At 72.1% G+C, this 18,858-nt stretch carries 14 protein-coding genes; 2 read left to right on the top strand and 12 right to left on the bottom strand.

Translation table 11 applies throughout. From position 1 onward, the window contains the following. Positions 1-3: 3 nt before the first annotated feature. On the bottom strand, positions 4-2,160 hold the full coding sequence (locus CP975_RS12095; protein WP_425474247.1) for a serine/threonine-protein kinase: 2,157 nt from the start codon (positions 2,158-2,160) through the stop codon (positions 4-6). Positions 2,161-2,170: 10 nt separating this feature from the next. Between CP975_RS12095 and CP975_RS36590 the strand changes: the two genes are divergently transcribed. Next, complete coding sequence (locus CP975_RS36590; RefSeq protein WP_425474246.1) at positions 2,171-2,515, top strand: hypothetical protein; 345 nt, start codon at positions 2,171-2,173, stop codon at positions 2,513-2,515. A 13-nt stretch (positions 2,516-2,528) separates the two neighbouring features. Here the strand turns inward: CP975_RS36590 and CP975_RS12090 are convergent, their stop codons facing one another. The 10 genes from CP975_RS12090 to CP975_RS12045 all read right to left on the bottom strand — a co-directional run bounded on the left by CP975_RS12090 (position 2,529) and on the right by CP975_RS12045 (position 14,627). Beyond that, a complete protein-coding gene (locus CP975_RS12090) occupies positions 2,529-3,845 on the bottom strand; it encodes a coiled-coil domain-containing protein (protein WP_055532498.1) in 1,317 nt (438 codons plus the stop codon). Positions 3,846-3,905: 60 nt separating this feature from the next. Then, positions 3,906-4,901, bottom strand: coding sequence for a glutamate ABC transporter substrate-binding protein (locus tag CP975_RS12085; RefSeq protein WP_055532500.1), 996 nt, complete (start codon positions 4,899-4,901; stop codon positions 3,906-3,908). Between the two features lie 32 nt (positions 4,902-4,933). Next, on the bottom strand, positions 4,934-6,436 hold the full coding sequence (locus CP975_RS12080) for a hypothetical protein (protein ID WP_150477859.1): 1,503 nt from the start codon (positions 6,434-6,436) through the stop codon (positions 4,934-4,936). A 240-nt stretch (positions 6,437-6,676) separates the two neighbouring features. Next, positions 6,677-7,672, bottom strand: coding sequence for an N-acetylglucosamine kinase (locus CP975_RS12075; RefSeq protein WP_055535506.1), 996 nt, complete (start codon positions 7,670-7,672; stop codon positions 6,677-6,679). After that, on the bottom strand, positions 7,663-8,928 hold the full coding sequence (locus CP975_RS12070) for a 6-phospho-beta-glucosidase (protein WP_055535508.1): 1,266 nt from the start codon (positions 8,926-8,928) through the stop codon (positions 7,663-7,665). The genes CP975_RS12075 and CP975_RS12070 overlap by 10 nt, the downstream gene beginning before the upstream one ends. An 8-nt stretch (positions 8,929-8,936) precedes the next feature. Further along, positions 8,937-9,842, bottom strand: a complete 906-nt coding sequence (locus tag CP975_RS12065) for a carbohydrate ABC transporter permease (RefSeq protein WP_055535509.1) — start codon at positions 9,840-9,842, stop codon at positions 8,937-8,939. Positions 9,843-9,848: 6 nt separating this feature from the next. Further along, a complete protein-coding gene (locus CP975_RS12060; protein ID WP_055535511.1) occupies positions 9,849-10,796 on the bottom strand; it encodes a carbohydrate ABC transporter permease in 948 nt (315 codons plus the stop codon). Positions 10,797-10,810: 14 nt separating this feature from the next. Beyond that, positions 10,811-12,151: an ABC transporter substrate-binding protein gene (locus CP975_RS12055; RefSeq protein ID WP_055535513.1), complete on the bottom strand. Its 1,341-nt coding sequence runs from the start codon at positions 12,149-12,151 to the stop codon at positions 10,811-10,813. 62 nt (positions 12,152-12,213) lie between these two features. Beyond that, the gene (locus CP975_RS12050) at positions 12,214-13,380 is read right to left on the bottom strand and encodes an ROK family transcriptional regulator (RefSeq protein ID WP_055535515.1); all 1,167 of its coding nucleotides are present in this window, start codon (positions 13,378-13,380) and stop codon (positions 12,214-12,216) included. Between the two features lie 158 nt (positions 13,381-13,538). Next, positions 13,539-14,627, bottom strand: a complete 1,089-nt coding sequence (locus CP975_RS12045) for a mechanosensitive ion channel family protein (protein WP_055535517.1) — start codon at positions 14,625-14,627, stop codon at positions 13,539-13,541. Positions 14,628-14,940: 313 nt separating this feature from the next. On the opposite strand from CP975_RS12045, the gene CP975_RS12040 reads away from it, so the two are divergent. Further along, a complete protein-coding gene (locus CP975_RS12040) occupies positions 14,941-15,477 on the top strand; it encodes an HNH endonuclease (RefSeq protein WP_030790995.1) in 537 nt (178 codons plus the stop codon). 75 nt (positions 15,478-15,552) lie between these two features. Here the strand turns inward: CP975_RS12040 and CP975_RS12035 are convergent, their stop codons facing one another. Beyond that, entirely contained in the window at positions 15,553-18,630 is a 3,078-nt protein-coding gene (locus CP975_RS12035; RefSeq protein ID WP_055535519.1) for a glycoside hydrolase family 84 protein, read from the bottom strand. Between the last annotated feature and the right edge of the window lie 228 nt (positions 18,631-18,858).

Here is an 18,858-nt window from a genome sequence, read left to right as displayed (position 1 = left end):
CACTCACACCCACGTCCGGGGGCGGAAGCGGTTGGCCCGCTCCACCAGTTCGATCCTCTCCTCGCCACCCTGTGCGAGCCGGGCCAGCGTCCGGTACGAACGCTCCAGACCGAACCGGAGACCGCGCTCGTCCAGGTCACTGCCGAGCAGCACGGTCCGCGTCCCGGCGGTGGCCGGTGGCGCGGAGACGTGACCAGAGTGCCTACCGGAGAGTACCCAGTCGAGCGCCGTCCCCAGTACCTCGGTCGACAGGCGTTCCCTGCGCACCGCGTCGAGACCGAAGCCCGCGAGCGCCTCCAGCTGTCCCGCGGACGCCATCAGGTCGTCCAGGAACGCGGAACCGGGCGAGGCCGTCGGCGAGTCCAGACGGCGGCGCAGGCGCGCCCGCACCGCCGCGACCCGGGCCGCGGTGTAGTGGATGGAGGACTCCGGCACCGACTCCAGGGTGCGCACCGCGCCGGCCCGGTCGTCGGCGGCGAGCTGCACCCTGGCCAGGCCGAACGCGGCGCTCACATAGCTCGGGTCGGTAGTCCACACCAGGCGGTAGTACTCGGCGGCGTTGTCCAGCTGGCCGAGGACCTCCGCGCACACGGCGAGCGCCAGCTTCGGCGCGGCCTCGCCGGGAAACGCGTCGTAGACCGCGTCGAAGGACAGCGCGGCGCTCTCGAAGTCCCCGCTCGCCAGGGCCGCCACGCCGCGGTACCAGACCACGCGCCAGTCATCCGGATGACGGCGCTCCAGGTCGGCGAGGGCCTCGGCGGCGGGGGCCGACTCCCCCATGGAGAGCCGCGCGCGCAGGGCGCGGAGCTGGAGTTCCACGGAGTCGGCGGGCGCCGTCTTGAGCGCGGCGATCAGCTCGGCGGGCGCGGAGGCCATCAGGCCGGCGAGGAAGCCCGCGTTCGGGTCGCCCGGGTCGACGCGCGGCACCGGCAGCGCCAGCGCGGTCGCGGCGGGGTCCAGCGGCCGGACGAGCGCGGCGGGCGGTGCGGCGGGCGGCGCGGACGGGGGTTCCCGGTGGCCGCTCGAGCCCTGCGGTGCGAGCGGGCGCGCCCCGAGTACCGACACGTCACCCGTGAGTTCGGCGAACAGCTCCGTGTCCGTGACCTTCACCTCGGGTCCGAACAGTGTGGAGAGCGAGGGGCGCGGCTTGCCCGTCTGGAGGGCCACGACCTCCCGCAGGACGCCCGTGAGCTGCTCGGCCATCTCCTGCGCGGACGCGAAGCGGCGGGCCGGGTCGGGGTCGGTGGCGCGTACGAGGAGCCGGTAGAACGACTCGTACTGGCGGAAGACTTCGATGTTGTCGGGGTCGGGCAGGGAGTCCACGAACACGTTCGTATAGCCCTGGAAGTCGAACGTCAGGACGGCGAGCGTGCGCGCGACCGTGTAGAGGTCGGAGGCCACCGAGGGCCCCACCTCGGCGACTTCGGGGGCCTGGTAGCCGACCGTGCCGTAGATCGCGGACTCGTCGTCGTCCATCCTGCGGACCGCGCCCATGTCGATGACCTTGAGCTGGCCCTCGGTCTGGATGGCGTTGTCGACCTTGAAGTCGCAGTACAGCAGATTGCGGCTGTGCAGGTGGCCGAGTGCCTCCAGCGCCTCGATGCCGTACGCGCACGCCTGCTCGACCGGCAGCGGGTCGCGCTTGCCGTCGGCCGTACGACGGCCGTTGGCGATCTCCTTCAGGGACTTGCCGCCCACGTACTCCATGACGATGTAGCCGTCCATGGAGCCCGTGCGCTGGTCCAGGTGCTCGACGAAGTTGTAGATCCGCACGATGTTGGAGTGCTCGATCTCGGCGAGGAAGCGGCGCTCGGAGATCGCGGCGGCCATCGCGTCCTGGTCGCCCGTGTCGAGCAGGCCCTTGAGGACCACCCAGCGGTCGGACACCGCCCGGTCGATGGCGAGATAGACCCAGCCGAGGCCGCCGTGCGCCAGACAGCCCACGACCTCGTACTGGCCGTGCACGATGTCGCCGGGGTTCAGCTTCGGCACGAACGAGTACGGGTGGCCGCACTTGGTGCAGAAGCCCTCGGTGCGGCCCGGCCGGTCGCCGCGCGCGCGGCCCACCGGCGCCCCGCAGTCCGAGCGCGAGCAGAACCGCTTCCGCTCGGGAACCTCCGGCTTCTCCTGCACCGCCCCGCGCGGATCGGGACGCGGCACGTCCGGCACGGTGACGAGCCCGACGCCGAGCCGCCCGCGCGCCGACGAACCGGTCGACGAGCCCGAGCTGCGCACCGACACCGAACGGGACGTCGAACGGCCGGACAGGGAACGGGAGAGCCGACCCGACACCGACCTCCGTGAGGACTGCGAGCGCGAGGAACGGGACGACCGCGACGACGAGCGTGCGCTGGAACTGCTGGAGCCCCGCGCCCCCCTGCCGCCGCCCGTGATGCCGGTCGGCTCCGATCCGACCAGGCCGTTCGGCGCCACGACCGGGGCGAGACCGCACGTGTCGCAGTACAGCTCGCCGCCGCCGACGTCCTCGTACGCCCCCGTGCACCCGGGCCGCTGACACTGCCGCTGGCTCACGCGTCCCCCCTCCGGTCAGTGGGCCCGCCCTGCTGCGGGACCCTCGGCGCGAGCACCTCGGCGGCCGCCTGCTGATAGCGCAGCACCGCCTGCTCGGCCACGCGCAGATCGCAGGGCGCGCTCCACAGCATCCGGCGCGCCGCGTCGTACCGCTCGATCAGGAGCGGGTCCTCGGCGTGGCCGTGCCGGGCCACCTTCGCCTTGTACGCGTCCAGGCGGCCGCGCAGCTCCGCGCGGACCGCCAGCGGCGCCGTGACGGCGGTCAACGACTCGCGGGCGCGCAGCAGTTCGTCCTCGGCCTTCTCCTCCAGGGACTCCAGGAGCGGGGAGAGGCGGTGCCACTGGGCGCGCCTGCGGAAGTCCGACGCCATCGCCAGCTGCTCCTGGAGGGCGGTCGAGGGGCCGCTGACCGCGGGCACCTCGGAGGCGGCGATCTTCGCGAGGACCTCGCCGCGGGCGCTCCTGGCCTCCGCGAGGGTGCGGTCCGCGCGGGAGAGCACGTCCCGCAGCCTGCCGAGGCGGGCCTCCGCGTCCTGGCGGACGGTGAGCACCGCCTCGATCTCGCGGCGCACCTCCTCCAGGGCGCGTGCCTCACGGTCGTACCGGTCGGTGTGCGCGCGGCCGCCGCCGGGCGCCGAACTGCCCTCCGCGCGCTGCCAGAAGGCGAGCGGGTCGCTGATCACCTGCTCGCGCAGGGCGGTCAGGGCGCGGGTGATGCGCTCCAGGTCGTCGCCCGCGGGATGCTCCCCGGGGCGTACGCCCACGGAGTGCGCGAGGTGGCGGGTGCGGGCCAGTTCGGCGGCGAGCAGATCGATGCGGGCGGGCAGCGCCGACCACACGGCGTCGGCGGCGACGACCATGTCGAGGGAGTGCGCGTACAGGTCGTTCATCCGGCTCACCAGCTCTTCGAGCGTGAAGCGCTCGGTGAGCTTGGCGGGCCCCATGACCGACGGGGAGGTGCCGGACGTGGAGCCCGCGACGGTCACGGACTCGCCGCGCAGCAGCTCCGTCAGCTCGGCCAGGTCGTCGTGGCTGAGCCAGTGCCTGCGGGCGCGCAGCTCGCGGGCGGCGTTCAGTGCACCGGCGTAGGCGTCGAAGTAGGCCCAGAGCAGCGTGATGCGCTGTTCCGTGGCGCTCCAGCGCTCCTCGGTGACGCCGGTGAGCCGGGCGCCTTCGAGGAGACGGCGGCCCGCGTGGTCCTGGAGGGCGAGCAGCGAGGTCTCGATCGCCTCGTGCTCGGCGTCGAGCCGCGCCAGCGCACGGTCCACCTCGTCCCGGTCCATCACCGGACCAGGGGGTCCCGTGACGCTCATCGATCACCTCTCCGCTCTGCGTTGCCGCGACACTTCAGTGGTACCGGGCCGGTCGGCCGGTCAGTCGCGGTACTCCGGGTCCGGCGGGCCCGACACCTTGCCGAGGCCCCCCTTGAGCCACTTGTCGTACGACTTCCGCCAGCCGTTCTTCTTGTCCTCGCGGTAGTCGTCGAGGACCTTGTTGACCCGGCGGACCAGGTCGTCCGAGCCCTTCTTCATCGCCACGCCGTAGTGCTCCGTGGTGAAGGGCTCCTCGCCCTTGAGTTCGACCGTGGGGTCCTGCGCGGCCTGGCCCGCGGCGAGCGCGCTGTCGGTCACCACGGCGTCCACCTCGCCGAGCTGGAGCCGTACGAGGCAGTCGAGCTGGTTGGGCACGGTGGTGGAGATGTCGGCGCCGAAGTCCTCCTTCTCCAGCTCCTCCAGGGCGATGGAGCCCGCCGCGGAACAGACCTTCTTGCCCTTGAGCGATGCGTTGTAGCCCGTGATGTCGTCGGACTTCTTGGGGGCGAGCACCTGCTGCCCCGTCTCGAAGTATCCGGTGGAGAAGTCGACGTCCTTCAGACGCTCGCAGTTGACCGTCATGGTGCGTACGACCATGTCGACCTGGCCGCTCTTGATCGCGGGGATGCGCTGGTTGGTCGGTATGGCGCGGAAGACGATGGCGTCACGGTCGCCGAAGATCTCCTCGGCGATCTCCCGCGCGAGGTCGATGTCGAATCCTTCCAGCTCCCCGCCCTTCTTGTTCGGATCGCGGTAGCCCCAGCGGTAGCTGTTCTGGTCGACGCCGACGATGAGCTTCTTGACCTCGCGGTTCTTGATGGCGTCGATCGTCGGGCCGTCCTTGTCGGACGGGCGCAGGCTCTGGTCGTTGCAGTCGTCGGCGTCCGCCCGCGCGGGTGCGGCCACCGTCACGCCCGAGCCGCCGCTCCCTGTCCGGCCACCGCTCTGCTGCGAGGGAAGGGCCAGCACGAGCGCCCCCGTCAGGGCGCAGGCCGCGCCCATCGCGCCGACCCCGCCCCAGCCGCGCAGCCTCCTCGTGCCACGTCGTGTCCGCATGGTCTGCGCGCCCCCTTCCACCTCTGACTCCATCACCGGTACTCCGAAAGCCTGCGGCCGATGCCGAGCACGGCGCCCGCCGCGGCGACGAGCGCGAGCACGGCGGCGCCGACCGGCAGCCCGCTCATGGCGCCCCTGCCGTCCCTGGCGGCCTGCTTGAACTCACGCTGTTCGTGCGCCAGGGCCCGGTCCAGGGCGGCGTCCACGTTGTCGAAGCACTCGCCGGTCGGCTCGGCGTTCTTGTCGTCCTTGTCGCCGATGACCTTGTCGAGGGCGCCTTGGTAGTCACCGGAGTCGTCGCTGGAGCGGGCCTCCTTGTGGCGGTCCTTCCAGACGCCCACATTGGCGACCGCCTGCTTGACCGGCCGCTTCCCGGCCAGGTCGTCGGCGAGGGCGACCGCCTTGCCGAGCAGTCCGCTGTCGCCGTCGCCGAGCTGCTTCATCTGCGCGCGGTAGGAGACGTCGAACTTGTCCTCGGTCTCGCCGTTCACCTCGGTGGTCTCCGCGCCGCGGCTGACCAGTGTCAGGTTCTCGTTGCCGCGGGCCTTCAGGGAGCTGAGGCGGGCGTCGTTGAGGACGTTCAGGGAACGGACCCCGTGGTCGTACGACTCGTTCAGCCCCGAGCGGGCGAAGGTGTGGCCGGCGACGAGCCAGAGCAGGACGACGGCCGTGGCGGCGGTCGCGGCGAGCAGTCCGTGGTTGAACACCCGGTTGGTCCTGCGGTAGTTGCGGCGCTGGGCCCAGGCGAGGGCGGCGAGCGCGAGGACGCCGAGGGCGATGGCGAGCCAGGGGTACGGCTTCGCCTTGCCGTAGTCGGAGCCGAGCCGTTCGTTCTCCGCCTTGTAGAGCTTCTCGGCGGCCGGGAGCATCTGCGTCTGCATCTTGTCGTTGGCGTAGCGCAGATAGGCGCCGCCGAGCGGCAGGCCCTGGCGGTTGTTGGCGCGGGCGCGCTCGATCAGGCCCGTGTACTGGGGAAGCAGTTTGTTCAGCTTGCCGACGGCGGCCGCCGACGAGGCATCCGAGCCCGCGTTCGACGCGGCCGTGGCGAGCTTCTGGGAGGCCCGCTCGATGTCCCGTTCGTAGCGGTCGCGGACGGCGGCGGGCTCCTGGCCGCCCGCCAGGAAGCCGCTGGACGCGGCGGTGTTGGCGTCCGCCAGCGAGCGGTAGATGGCCGCGGCGTCGGCGCTCAGCGGCTGGCTGCGGTGCAGCACGTCGTCCGCGGCGGCCGAGCGCTCCGTCATCTGCCAGGTGGTGACCGCGCCGAACGCGACGACGAGCAGCGCGAGGACGGCGCCGATGATCCGCAGCCGGCCCGGCTCGGTGGTCGCCGCGGCGCGCAGCCGGTCCGTGCCCTCGGCCCAGGCGGTGCGGCGCGGGGCGGTGGTGGCCTGCTGGGGCGGCTGCCGCCCCGCGGGCGGGGTGCCAGGACCCTGCGGCGGGACGGCGGGCATCGCCGGCGCGGGCTGTCCGGGGGCAGGCCCCGGCGGCCCGGGCGGGCCCGGCGGCGCCGCGCGGCCGTTCGGCGGATATGTCACCTGGACCTCGACCTCCCCCTCGGTCATCGGACGGTCACCTCCGCCCGACGCGTGCGGCGCGGGACGAAGTACACACGGCCGCAAGTATTGCGCCAGGGACGGACATCCGCACAGCTCTTGTCCCGATCTTGCGCGGATCCCCCTCCTTGAACACGAGATTGAGGGGCCTTCGGTTCCCGCCCGCGTGCGCGGCGCGGGCGGGAGCGCACGAGGGCGGGCGGCAGACGGACGGGGCGCGCGTCAGCGCCGGTGCACGCCGGATTCGTAATGCGCCCGCACGCGTGCGTGCACCTGCGCGGGCGCGCCCACCTGGTCGAGGCCGAGCAGGGCCGCGCCCAGGACCGGCCGGGCCGTGACCACCCGGGGCTCCGCCTTGGGAGCCCGCTCGGAGAGCAACGCCCTGACGCGGTCGTCCAGTTGGGGATGGCGGGCCGCAAGGACGCTGCCGCCGAGCACGACAGGGGCCTCCTCGCCGAGCAGGCCCAGGCGGTCCAGGGCCACGGTCGACATCGCGACGACCTCGTCGGCCATCCGGTCCACCAGCGAGCGCGCCACCGCGTCACCCGCGGCGGCGGTGGCGAAGAGGACCGGCGTCAACTCATGCCGCCTGGCGGGGGAGAGGCGCCCCAGGTGCAGCGCCTCGATCAGCGCGTACATGGACGGCAGGCCGAAGTGCGCGGGCAGCGTCTCGCGCAGCGCGGTCGGCCCGCCGCGGCCGTCCTCGGCCCGTGCCGCGTGCCACAGCGCCTCCTCGGCGAGGCCGCCGCCCCCGCCCCAGTCGCCGGAGATCCTGCCGATCGCGGGGAAGCGGGCGGTGCGGCCGTCCGGCAGCATGCCCACGCAGTTGATGCCCGCTCCGCACACCACGGCCACGCCCCGCGGCTCCGCGTCCTCCAGGAGCCCGGCGCGCAGCACGGCGAAGGTGTCGTTGCGCACCTCGACGGAGGCGCCCCAGCCGCGCCGGCGCAGCGCCTCCGCCAACTGCCTCTCCTCGACCGGAAGATCGGCGTTGGCCAGGCAGGCGGACACATGGCCCACGGAGTCGGCGCCCGCCTCGGCGAGCGCCCGCGCCACCGCCTCCGCGAGCACGTCCACCGCGGGCTCGACGCCGACGAGAGGTGGCTGGAACCCGCCGCCGCGTGCCGTGCCGGTGATCCGTCCTTCGGTATCGATCACCGCGACGTCGGTCTTGCTGTTGCCCGCGTCGATCGCGAGCACGCTCGTGCCTACGCCCACGCCAGGTGCTCCCGGTTGTGCGCGAGGAGGCTGTCGGTGAGCCTCTCCGCGTACGCGTACTGGCCGACCAGCGGGTGGGCGAGCAGCGCCTTGAAGACGCGGTCGCGGCCGCCGCGCAGGGCCGCGTCCAGCGCCAGGTCCTCGTACGCCGTGACGTTCGCGATCAGGCCCGAGTACAGCGGGTCGAGGGCGGGCACGGCCAGGGGCTTGGCGCCCGAGCCGTCCACGGCCGCCTGGACCTCGACGACCGCGTCGTCGGGGAGGAAGGGCAGCGTGCCGTTGTTGACGGTGTTCACCACCTGGTACGGGCTGCCGCCGTTGCCCAGCAGCGAAGCCGCGAGGTCCACGGCCGCCTCGGAGTAGAACGCGCCACCGCGCCCGGCGAGCAGCTCCGGCTTCTCGTCGAGTGCCGGGTCGCCGTACATTGCCAGCAACTCCCGCTCCATCGCGGCTACTTCGGCGGCGCGTGACGGCTTCGTCCGCAGCTCCTCGACGACCGCGTCGTGCTGGTAGTAGTAGCGCAGGTAGTACGAGGGCACGACGCCGAGCCGGTCGACCAGCTCGCGCGGCATGTGAAGGTCCTCGGCGACGGCGTCCCCGTGCTGCTCCAAGAGCTTCGGCAGCACGTCGTCGCCACCGGGCCCCCCGATGCGTACGCCCGTCTCCCACGTCAGGTGGTTGAGCCCCACGTGATCGAGGTGCACCTCGCCCGGCGCGACGTCGAGCAGCCTCGCGAACTTCCGCTGGAAGCCGATCGCCACGTTGCACAGCCCGACCGCCTTGTGCCCGGCCTGGAGCAGCGCCCGCGTGACGATGCCCACCGGGTTGGTGAAGTCGATGATCCAGGCGTTCGGGTTGGTGCGGCGTACGCGCTCAGCGATGTCCAGGACGACCGGGACCGTGCGCAGCGCCTTCGCGAGGCCGCCCGCGCCGGTCGTCTCCTGGCCGACGCAGCCGCACTCCAGCGGCCAGGTCTCGTCCTGCTGCCGGGCCGCCTGCCCGCCGACGCGCAGTTGCAGCAGGACCGCGTCGGCGTCCGCGACGCCCGCGTCCACGTCGGAGGTGGTGACGATGCGGCCCGGGTGGCCCTGCTTGGCGAAGATGCGCCGCGCGAGGCCGCCCACCAGTTCCAGACGGTCGGCGGCCGGGTCGACCAGGACCAGTTCCTCGATCGGCAGGGTGTCCCTCAACCGCGCGAATCCGTCGATGAGTTCGGGTGTGTAGGTCGACCCTCCGCCGACCACTGCGAGCTTCATTACGTGTCTCAGCCCTTTACTCCGGTGAGGGTGACGCCTTCGACGAAGGCCTTTTGTGCGAAGAAGAAGACGAGGATGACCGGCGCCATCACGAGCAGCGTCGCGGCCATCGTCAGGTTCCAGTTGACGCTGTGGGCGCTCTTGAACGATTCGAGGCCGTAACTCAGTGTCCACGCGCCCGGGTTCTGGGCCGCGTAGATCTGCGGCCCGAAGTAGTCGTTCCAGCAGTAGAAGAACTGGAAGAGCGCGATGGCGGCGATGCCCGGCTTGGCCATCGGTACGACGATCTTGACGAGCGTACGGAACTCGCCGCAGCCGTCCACCTTCGCCGACTCGATGTACTCCTTCGGGATGGTCAGCAGGAACTGCCGCAGGAGGAAGATCGAGTACGCGTCGCCGAACGCCATCGGGATGATCAGCGGCCACAGCGTGCCCGACAGGTGCAGCTGCTGCGCCCAGACCAGGTACATCGGGATCACGATGACCTGCGGCGGCAGCATCATCGTCGAGATGACCAGCAGCATCGCGGTGCGCCGGCCGCGGAAGCGGAACTTGGCGAGCGCGTACGCCACGGGTATCGCCGAGCAGACCGTGAGGAGCGTGCCGAGGCCCGCGTACAGCAGGGAGTTGCGCCACCACTCCAGGAAGCCCGGGGTGTCGAACACCGTCTTGTAGTTCGACCAGTTCCAGGAGTCGGGCCACAGCTCGCCGCTCATCGCCTGGGAGTCGCTCATCACCGACGTCAGGAAGACGAAGACGAACGGCAGGACGAACAGCAGCGCGACCGCGAGGGCGACGCTGTGGACGGCGATCCAGTGCAGGATCCGCTTGCGGCGGGCGCGGGCGGCCGCGGGGCCCCGGAGCGGGGCGGTCCGTTCGGGTGCGGCGGGCGCGCGGAGAGTCGTGGTCGTCATCAGTCCTCAGTCCTCCGCCGCGAGCAGTCCGGAGCGCTTGCGCATCAGGAGCGTCGTCACGGCCATGGCGATGGCGAAGAGCACGAGCGAGAGCACGCACGCCGCGCCGGTGTTGAAGTTCTGGAAGCCCATCGAGTAGACGAGCTGGGGGACCGTCAGGGTGGAGTGCTCCGGGTAGCCGGGCTGGATCACCGAACCCGGGCCGATGTTGACCCCGGAGGCGACCTTCCCCGCCACCAGGGCCTGCGTGTAGTACTGCATGGTCTGTACGACGCCCGTGACCACCGCGAACATCACGATCGGCGTGATCGAGGGCCAGGTGACGTACCGGAACCTGGCCCACGCCCCGGCGCCGTCCAGCTCCGCGGCCTCGTACTGCTCCTTGGGCACGTCGAGCAGCGCGGCCATGAAGATCACCATCAGGTCGCCGATGCCCCACAGGGAGAGCAGTACCAGCGAGGGCTTGGCGGTGTCCGGGTCGTTGAACCAGTTGGGCCCGGAGATGCCGATCGCGCCGAGCATCTCGTTGACGGGGCCCGTGCCCGGGTTGAGCAGGAAGACGAAGGCGACGGTGGCGGCCACCGGCGGGGCGAGGTAGGGGAGGTAGAAGGCGGTGCGGAAGAACCCGGCGCCCGTCTTGATCTTCGTGATGAGCAGCCCGAGCGAGAGCCCGAAGACCACCCGCACGGCCACCATGATCACGACCAGCCACAGGGTGTTCCACAGGGCGGGCCCGAACAGCGGCATCTGGTCGAACACGTACGTCCAGTTCCTGAGCCCCACGAAGGTGGGCTCCTTGATCTGGTTGTAGTGCATGAACGAGAAGTAGACGGTCGCGATCAGCGGATACGCGAAGAAGACGCTGAAGCCGACCAGCCAGGGGGAGAGGAAGCCGAGCGTGCGGAGCCTGCGGCGCGCCGGATTCGAGAGGGATCTGGAGAGGGAAAGTGCCATGGGTCGGGGGCTCCTCAGCTCTTCGACTGGAGCGTGTCGGCGTCGATCTGGTCGTCGAGCTTCCTCAGTCCGGCGCGCAGGTCGCTCACGTGCCCGGCCTCGAAGGAGTACGAGAAGTCCTGGAGCGAGACGACGTACGCGCCGCCGTTCGTGGAGGGCGGCAGGGCCTTGCTGTGCTTGCTCTCCAGGATCCGGAAGAAGGTGCGGAACCTTGGATCGGCGTCCAGGCGCGGCGACTTCAGCGCCGCGTACGTGGACGGCACGTTGTGGATGTCGTTGGCGAAGTCCACGACCTGGTTGGTGTTCGTGGTCAGGAATTTCACCAGCTCCCACGCGGCGTTCTGGTGCTTGCTGCTGTGCGCGATGCCGGCGACCGTGCCGGTGATGAAGCCGCGCCCGTAGGTGTCCTTCTGGTCGTCGGGGACGGGCAGCGGCGCGACGCCCCAGTCGAAGTCGGCCTTCGCCTCGTCGAGCATCAGTCCGCGCCACTCGCCGTCCAGGTGCATGGCGAGCTTCCCGGTCAGGAAGGCGTTCTGGTTGGACATCTCGTCGCCGAAGGTGAGCCGGAACTTCTCCAGGTCGTCGAAGCCGCCCTGGGCGTCGGCGAGTTGGCGGGAGGTCTTCAGGAAGTCGTACGTCGCGGGCTCCTCGGCGAGGCGCGCATGGCCGTCGGCGTCGAAGTACCGGGGGCCCCACTGCGCGAAGAGCCGGTCCGGGCTGCCCTGGTAGAGCCGGAAGTTGGGCATGTAGCCCACCCGCTCGTACGAGTCCTTGCCGCTGCGCACGGTCAGCTTCTTCGCCGCCCGCTTGAACTCGGACATGGTGCGCGGCGGGCGTTCGATGCCCGCCTCCTTGAAGGCGTCCTTGTTGTAGTACATGCCGTAGGCGTCGGCGAGGAGGGGCAGGGCGCACTGGTTGCCCTGGTAGCTGGTGTAGTCCAGCAGTGTCTTGGGGAAGACCTCGCGCTTGTCGATGCCCGTCTTCCTCAGGAACGGGTCGAGGTCGACCCACATCCCGGAGTCGCAGTACTGCCCTACGTTGTTGGTGGTGAAGGAGGACACCACGTCCGGGGCCTTGTCGCCGCCCGCGCGCAGAGCCTGGTTGATGGTGGCGTCCGTGACGTTACCGGTGGACTCCACCTCGATGTGGGGGTGCAGCCGCTCGAACCGCTCGATGCTCGCGTTGACGGCCTCGACCTCGCCGGGCGCGGCCCAGCCGTGCCAGAACTTCAGGGTGACCGGCTTGGTCGGGTCGTCGTTCGCGCTGCCGACGCTCGGATTGGCGCAGCCGGAGAGCAACAGGCCGGCTGCGGCGAGCGCCGCGGACGCGCAGGTGGGCAGGCGCCATCGCGGCATGGCGGACTTCCTTTACGGGGAGGGGAGGTGGGTGGGGTGGCTGTGTGCGGGGAGCGCCGGGCTCAGGCCGTGTCGAAGACCTGGTCGCGGGCCTGGGTGAGCGCCGAGCGGAGCGCGCCGGTGAGGATCGGGTCGCCGTCGAGTTCACTGATGCGGATCTGGGGGCGGGGCAGGGCGAGCCCGGTCAGCTCCTCCTCGACGTGGACCCGCAGCTTGTCGCCGCCCGCCTGGGCCACCGCGCCGGAGAGCACGACAAGTTCCGGATCCACCACGGCGACGACCGCGGCGATGCCGGTGGCGATGCGGCGGGCGACCTCGGCGAGGACGGCGCCGTCGGCGAGGGCGTCGGCGAGCGTCGCGCCGGGGCCCGCGAGGTCGCGGACGACCGCGGCGGCGACCAGGCTCTCGAAGCCGCCGTCGCCGTCGGGGCCGTCCTTGGCCAGCGGGGCGCCCGGCAGCGGCATGTAACCGATCTCGCCCGCGCCGCCGGTGGCGCCGCGCAGCAGGGTGCCGCCCAGCACGATGGCGGCTCCGACGCCTTCGTCGAGCCAGGTCAGCACGTAGTTGTCGTGGTCCTGGGCGGCGCCTTCGTACTGCTCGGCGACCGCGGCCAGATTCACGTCGTTCTCGATGTCGACCGGTGTGCCGAGCACCGCGGCGAGGTCGTCGCGCAGGGTGCGGGAGTGCCAGCCGGGCAGGTGCGGGGCGTAGCGCAGCTGGCCGGTGTGCGGGTCGATGGCGCCGGGGGTGCCGATCACCGCGGCCCGCAGGTCGTCGTGGGCGAGGCCCGCCCGGCGCAGCGCCCCGTCGACGGCCTCCGCGACGAGCTGGGCGGTGCGGTGGCGGACGTCCTCCGCGACGGCTTCGGCCTCCACGCGCTCGCGGCCGAGGACGGTACCGGTGATGTCGGCGACGAGGGCGGTGATGCCGGTCGGATCGGCGGACAGCGCCGCCACGTGCCCGGCGCCCGGGTCGATCTCGTACAGCAGGGCGTTGGGCCCCGGGCGCCCGCTGAGGCTCCCGGTGGTGTGCACGAGCCCGGCGGCTTCGAGGCGCCCGAGGAGCTGCGAGGTGGTGGGCTTGGACAGGCCCGTCAGCTCGCCGATGCGGGTGCGGGTGAGGGGCCCGTGGGCGACGAGGAGATCCAGGACCGCCCGGTCGTTCATGGCCCGCAGGACGCGCGGCGTGCCCGGGGTCCCCGGGGCCCCCGGAGTACTCCCTGCTGCCATGACGGCACCTGCCCTTCAGCGGCCGCTAACTGTTAGGAAACTTTCCAATTCGTGAGGACCGTAAGGCTGGCGTGAATGGGCCGTCAATAGCGGACGCCCCCGCGGCAACCAAGTCGTTACCTGCGGGGGCGGTGTGGCGTGAGGGGCGCTCGCCGGGCCTACTTCGAGAGGTTCGGCGGCGGGGTTATCGGTGCCGTCGCCAGCGACTGGGGGGACGTCGTCGAGGCGTACGCCGACGGGGCCGCCACGCCCGCCGCGGGGTCGGCGCCCGCCTCCTCCGCCGGCTGGAGCGGCAGGCCGCCCACGATGCGGATGCCCGCCTCGTCGAACGCCCGCTTGATGCGCCAGCGCAGCTCCCGCTCGACGCCCAGGGACTGGCCCGGCATCGTCTTCGCCGAGACGCGGATCACCATGGAGTCCAGCAGGACACTGTCCAGGCCGAGGATCTCCACCGGGCCCCACAGGCGCTCGTTCCACGGCTCGTCCTTGGCCATGGCCTCGCCGACCTCGGCCAGGGTCGCCTTCACCTTGTCCAGGTCCTCGTCCGGACGGACCGTCACGTCGACGCCCGCCGTGGACCAGCCCTGGGAGAGGTTGCCGATGCGCTTGACCTCGCCGTTGCGGACGTACCAGATCTCGCCGTTGTCGCCGCGCAGCTTGGTGACGCGCAGACCGACCTCTATCACCTCACCGGAGGCCACGCCCGCGTCGATCGAGTCCCCCACCCCGTACTGGTCCTCCAGGATCATGAAGACACCGGAGAGGAAGTCCGTGACGAGGTTGCGGGCGCCGAAACCGATCGCGACGCCCGCCACACCCGCCGAGGCGAGCAGCGGAGCGAGGTTGATCTCGAAGGCGCCGAGGATCATCAGGGCCGCCGTGCCGAGGATCAGGAACGACGCCACCGAGCGGAGCACGGACCCGATGGCCTGAGAGCGCTGACGGCGGCGCTCCACGTTCACCAGCAGCCCGCCGAGCGCCGTGCCGTCCACGGCGTTCGCCGTGCGGTTCATGCGGTCTATGAGCTTGGTGATGGCGCGCCGGACCAGGATGCGCAGGACGATCGCGATCGCGAGGATCAGCATGATGCGCAGGCCGATGCCGAGCCACGTGGACCAGTTCTGCTCGACCCAGCTCGCCGCGTTCCCGGCGCTCTCCTGGGCGTCCTCGAACGTGGGCGGTTTCGGCGTCGGCTTCGGCGTGTCGTCCGGGTCCGTTCCGGCGGCCGAAAGGACGGACAGGAACACGGCAGGTACCTCCAGGTATCGCGGCCTGCCCGGCGGAAGAGATGTCGTGCGTCTTCATCGACGCGGGGACGGGGGGACCGGGCAGACTCACCACACTAACGGGGCATTGTGTGTGGATCGTTGTCATGTTCGAGGGAGAGACGGTGCTCACCTGGGCAAGTAGCAGGTGACGCGGGGGTGCCGCTCCGCTGTGGTCGAAAACACTTCGAGCCCGTTACCGGTACATGCTGGCGCTACGACCAGGCATGAGGGGAGACTGGCAACAGATCGTCCCGGCGCGAGCCACGCGCCGCCGGCGTACAAGGAGGCATCCGTGCCGCACGTCCTGGTCCTCAACGCGTCGTACGAGCCCCTTGGCGTCGTACCGCTCCGCCGCGCGCTCGTCCTCGTCCTGGAGAACAAGGCTCTCTGCCTCGAGGAATCCGGCGCCTTCATGCACAGCGAGAAGTGCACCGTCCCCGCACCCAGCGTGGTCCGCCTCAAGCGGTTCGTCCGGGTCCCTTACCGGGGGCCCGTTCCTCTGACCAGACGGGCGCTCTTCGCCCGCGACGGCGGTCGGTGCATGTACTGCGGTGGCGTCGCAACCAGCGTCGACCACGTCATCCCCAAGAGCCGGGGCGGCCGGCACGCCTGGGACAACGTGGTGGCGTCCTGCCGCCGCTGCAACCACGTCAAGGCCGACCGGCACCTCATGGAGCTGGGCTGGCGGCTGCGGCACAAGCCCGCGCCGCCCTCGGGCCTCGCGTGGCGCATCATCGGGACCGGCCATAGGGATCCGCGCTGGCTGCCCTATTTGCAGCCGTTCGGCGCGGACGACGCGATGGCTCGGATCGATGGCATTTCCGCCTAGCAATCGATCCGGGCCTTTGTTGTACGTGCGTACGAACGACGCGCACCGGGTGTCGTACGCGGTCGCCGACGGGCCTCAGTCCTCGGCGACCGCGTACGCCTGGACCGACCAGAGCGAGTACCCGAAGCGCGTGGCCCGCTTATCGCCCTGGACGCGGAGGTAACGCGTCTCACGCGCGTCCATGCGGATCGCCTCGCGGCCGCCCCTGCCGTCCTTCACGGTCGCCGCCGTGCGCCAGTTCCTGCCGTCGGCAGACGTCTGCACGCGGTACCCGGCGGCGTACGCGTCCTGCCAGCGCAGCACGACCTGGCCCAGCCTGACCGGCTTCGCCAGCTCCACCTGCCACCACGCGCCGTCCTCGGCGGGTGAGGACCAGCGGGTCGAGGGATCACCGTCGTTCGCGGCCGACGCCGGGAAGTCCTTCGTCTCGTCGCCCGACGACGAGGCCTTTGCGCCGCGCGCCAGATCCGGGCCCGCCGTGCGCGGGAAGGCGCGGACCGCCACCGTGCGGGTCTCGTCGCCGAAGGTGACGGGGATCTCGTACGTCCCCGAAGGCGTGCCCGCCGAAACGGTGATGTCGAGCGGCACCTCGACCTCCGTGCCGCGCGGCAGCGTCGTCGACGCGGGCACCCGCACCTCGATGCCCTTGGGGGCCTTCACCTTGAGCGCCCCGCGCACATGGTCCGGGCGCAGGGAACGCAGCTTCGCCGTGACCCGCCGCGGCCCGCCGCCGATCTCCGCGTCGGCCTCGGTGCGGGCCAGCGAGAGGCGGGCGGCGGGGGAGTCGGCGAACCAGGGGACGAGATGGCGGAGCGTGCCGTCGGTGAGGGCGACACGGACGGCGTCGGCGCGCATGCCCTTCTCGGCGCGCGTGCCCTTCTCCGTGTTCTTGGGGTTCTTGGGGTTCTCGGGGTTCTCGGGGTTCTTGGGGGCCGGTGCGGTGAGGCCGAGTTCCGTGAAGCCGCTCCGCGAGAGCGCGCCGACGCGCCGCCAGCCCTTGCCCGGCACGTGCACCTCGACGCTGCCCTCGGTGCCGGGGTCGGTCAGCGCGGTGACGGCCGCGAGCGCGCGGTCGCGGCCGAAGCGGGCCGTCGCGCGGTCCGACGCCCGCTCGGTGCCGGTCCCCGCCCAGGTCGCGTACGCCTTTCGCGCGCGCGTCAGGAACGGGTCGAGCACGCCTTCTCCGACGGTGACACCGCTCTTCCCCAGCTCCTCGCCAAGGCGCGTCAGCTCGCGCGAGGCCCGCCAGGCGGCGGCGCCGTCGCCGAGCGACTGCGCGCGCAGCATGTCGACGGCGGTCTCACCGGCCTCGCCGTACAGCGCGAGCTTCTCGATCCAGGGGCGCACCTCGTCGTCGAGCGCGCTGCCGGCCAGTCGCCGCGGCGCCTCCCGCATCACGCCGAACGCCGCGCGCAGCCGCTTCGCCGCACGGTCGGCCCCCGCCCGGTCCGTCGTCGTACGCGCGCGCCAGAAGTCGTTCATGAGCGGCCGCAGATACGCCGATTCGTCGGCGCCGAGCACGGACGAGGCGTCATTGCCCGCGAGGGCCCGCAGCGCGCCCCGCGCCTGCGTGTCACCGGCCGCGAGGTCGTCGATCGCGGCGAGCCACGACTCGTGCGGGCGGTACGCGCGGGGGTTCCAGGCGTAGTCCGCGGCGGTGAACAGCGGGATGCGGGAGGCGGCGGGCTGCTCCATGGCATTGCCGAGGAGGGCGGCGGAGCCGGTGGCGACGGCGGGCTGGCGGCCGGTGTAGGGGCCGAGGAAGATGCGGTCCTGCGCGAAGTCGTTGACGGGGTAGTTGTCCATCGTGACCAGCGGGTGCGGGCCGAACGCCGCGCGGGCGCCCGCCAGTTCGCGCCCGGTGATGGTCTTGGGGACCACGCCCACGCCCGTCCAGGCCACCTCGACGCGGTGGTCCAGCGCATCGGAGAGGGCCGCGCGGTACGCGGTCGTGCCGTCCTGGAAGTACTCGGTCGGCATCAAGGAGAGCGGCCCCGCGTCCGGGTGGCGCCCCGCCAGGTGGGTGGCCACGGCGTTCGCCACCTCGGCCTGCGCCTTCGCGGCGGCCTTCGGGCCCCTGCCGAAGGTCTCGGCGTCCCGCTCGCAGTGCCACTCGCTGTAGCTGACGTCCTGGAACTGCAACTGGAAGGCGCGCACGCCCAGCGCCCACATCGCGTCGATCTTGCGGGTGAGGTCCCTGAGGTCCTTGTCGGAGGACATGCACATGGCCTGGCCGGGGGAGACGGCCCAGGCCAGCGTGATGTGGTTGGCCTTCGCGCGGGCGGCCAGCGCGCGGAATCCGGCGCGCTGGTCCGCCGGGTAGGGCTCGCGCCAGCGCGCCTGGCGGTAGAGGTCGTCGCCGGGGGCGTAGAGGTAGCGGTTCTGCTTGGTGCGGCCCATGAAGTCCAGCTGCGCCAGGCGCTGTGCGCGGGTCCAGGGAGTGCCGTAGAACCCCTCGGTCAGGCCGCGCACGGCGGTGCCGGGCCAGTCGCGGACGCGTACGCCGGGGAGGGTGCGGGAGCCGTTCGCCCTGCCCGCACCCGTTCTGCCCGCCTCGGTGAGCTGCCGCAGGGTCTGCACCCCGTGGAAGAGGCCGTCCGCGCCGGCTCCCGCGAGGGCGACGGTGTCCCGCCCGCCGACGCGGCCGACGGCCAGGCGGTACCCGCCCGCGGGCAGGTCGCCGTGCTCGCGGGCGCCGAGGGCGGCGAGGGTCCGGTCGGCGCCGGGCCCGCCGGCCCGGACGACGAGGGTGCTTCCGGCGGGCAGCGGGTCGCCCTCGCGCACCTCGGTGACGCGACGGGCCCCGGCGTCACGGAGTACGGCGCGCAGGGCGTCCAGGGCATACGGGTCGAAGTCCCCGTCCTCGCCGCTTCCGCTGCTGCCGTTGGCCTCACGTGCCGTCACGAGGACGACGTCGTCTCCGACGGTGACGGCGGTCCCGCCGGTGTCCATCGACTGGGGGCGCGGCCAGACGGACGGCAGGGCGGAGTCGCTCCCGCGGTCGTCACGGGCGTCGGCGTCCGGGGACGTGGCGGGAACACCGGGCCTGCCGGGCGCACCCGGGGCCGCGAGGGCACCGGGCGCTCCGCCGAGGGAGCCCGCGATGACGGCGACGGCGATGGCGACCGCGCCCTTCCTGCGCCGCAACTGCACGCCGCCCTCTCCTTGTTCTCCGCGCCCCTGGGGCCCCGGACGTCACCCTGACGCCACGTGTGGCAGTGAGCCCACCACTGAGGTGGCGGGGGTGTCAACGGGAGTAAGGGAGAGGCGGGTGATTCTTCGCCGAACCTGCGCGGAGAGGAGGGGATCCGGGTTATTTCGCGCGGGAGGGGCGGCGGACATCTTCCCGGGTGGCAGCGGGGTGGAGCCGGATCCTCCGGG

The sequence above is a fragment of the Streptomyces alboniger genome, assembly GCF_008704395.1.
GTDB classification, from domain to species: Bacteria; Actinomycetota; Actinomycetes; order Streptomycetales; family Streptomycetaceae; genus Streptomyces; species Streptomyces alboniger.
Note: the sequence above shows the minus strand (reverse complement) of the source record. Positions and strands in the feature narration are given on the sequence as shown.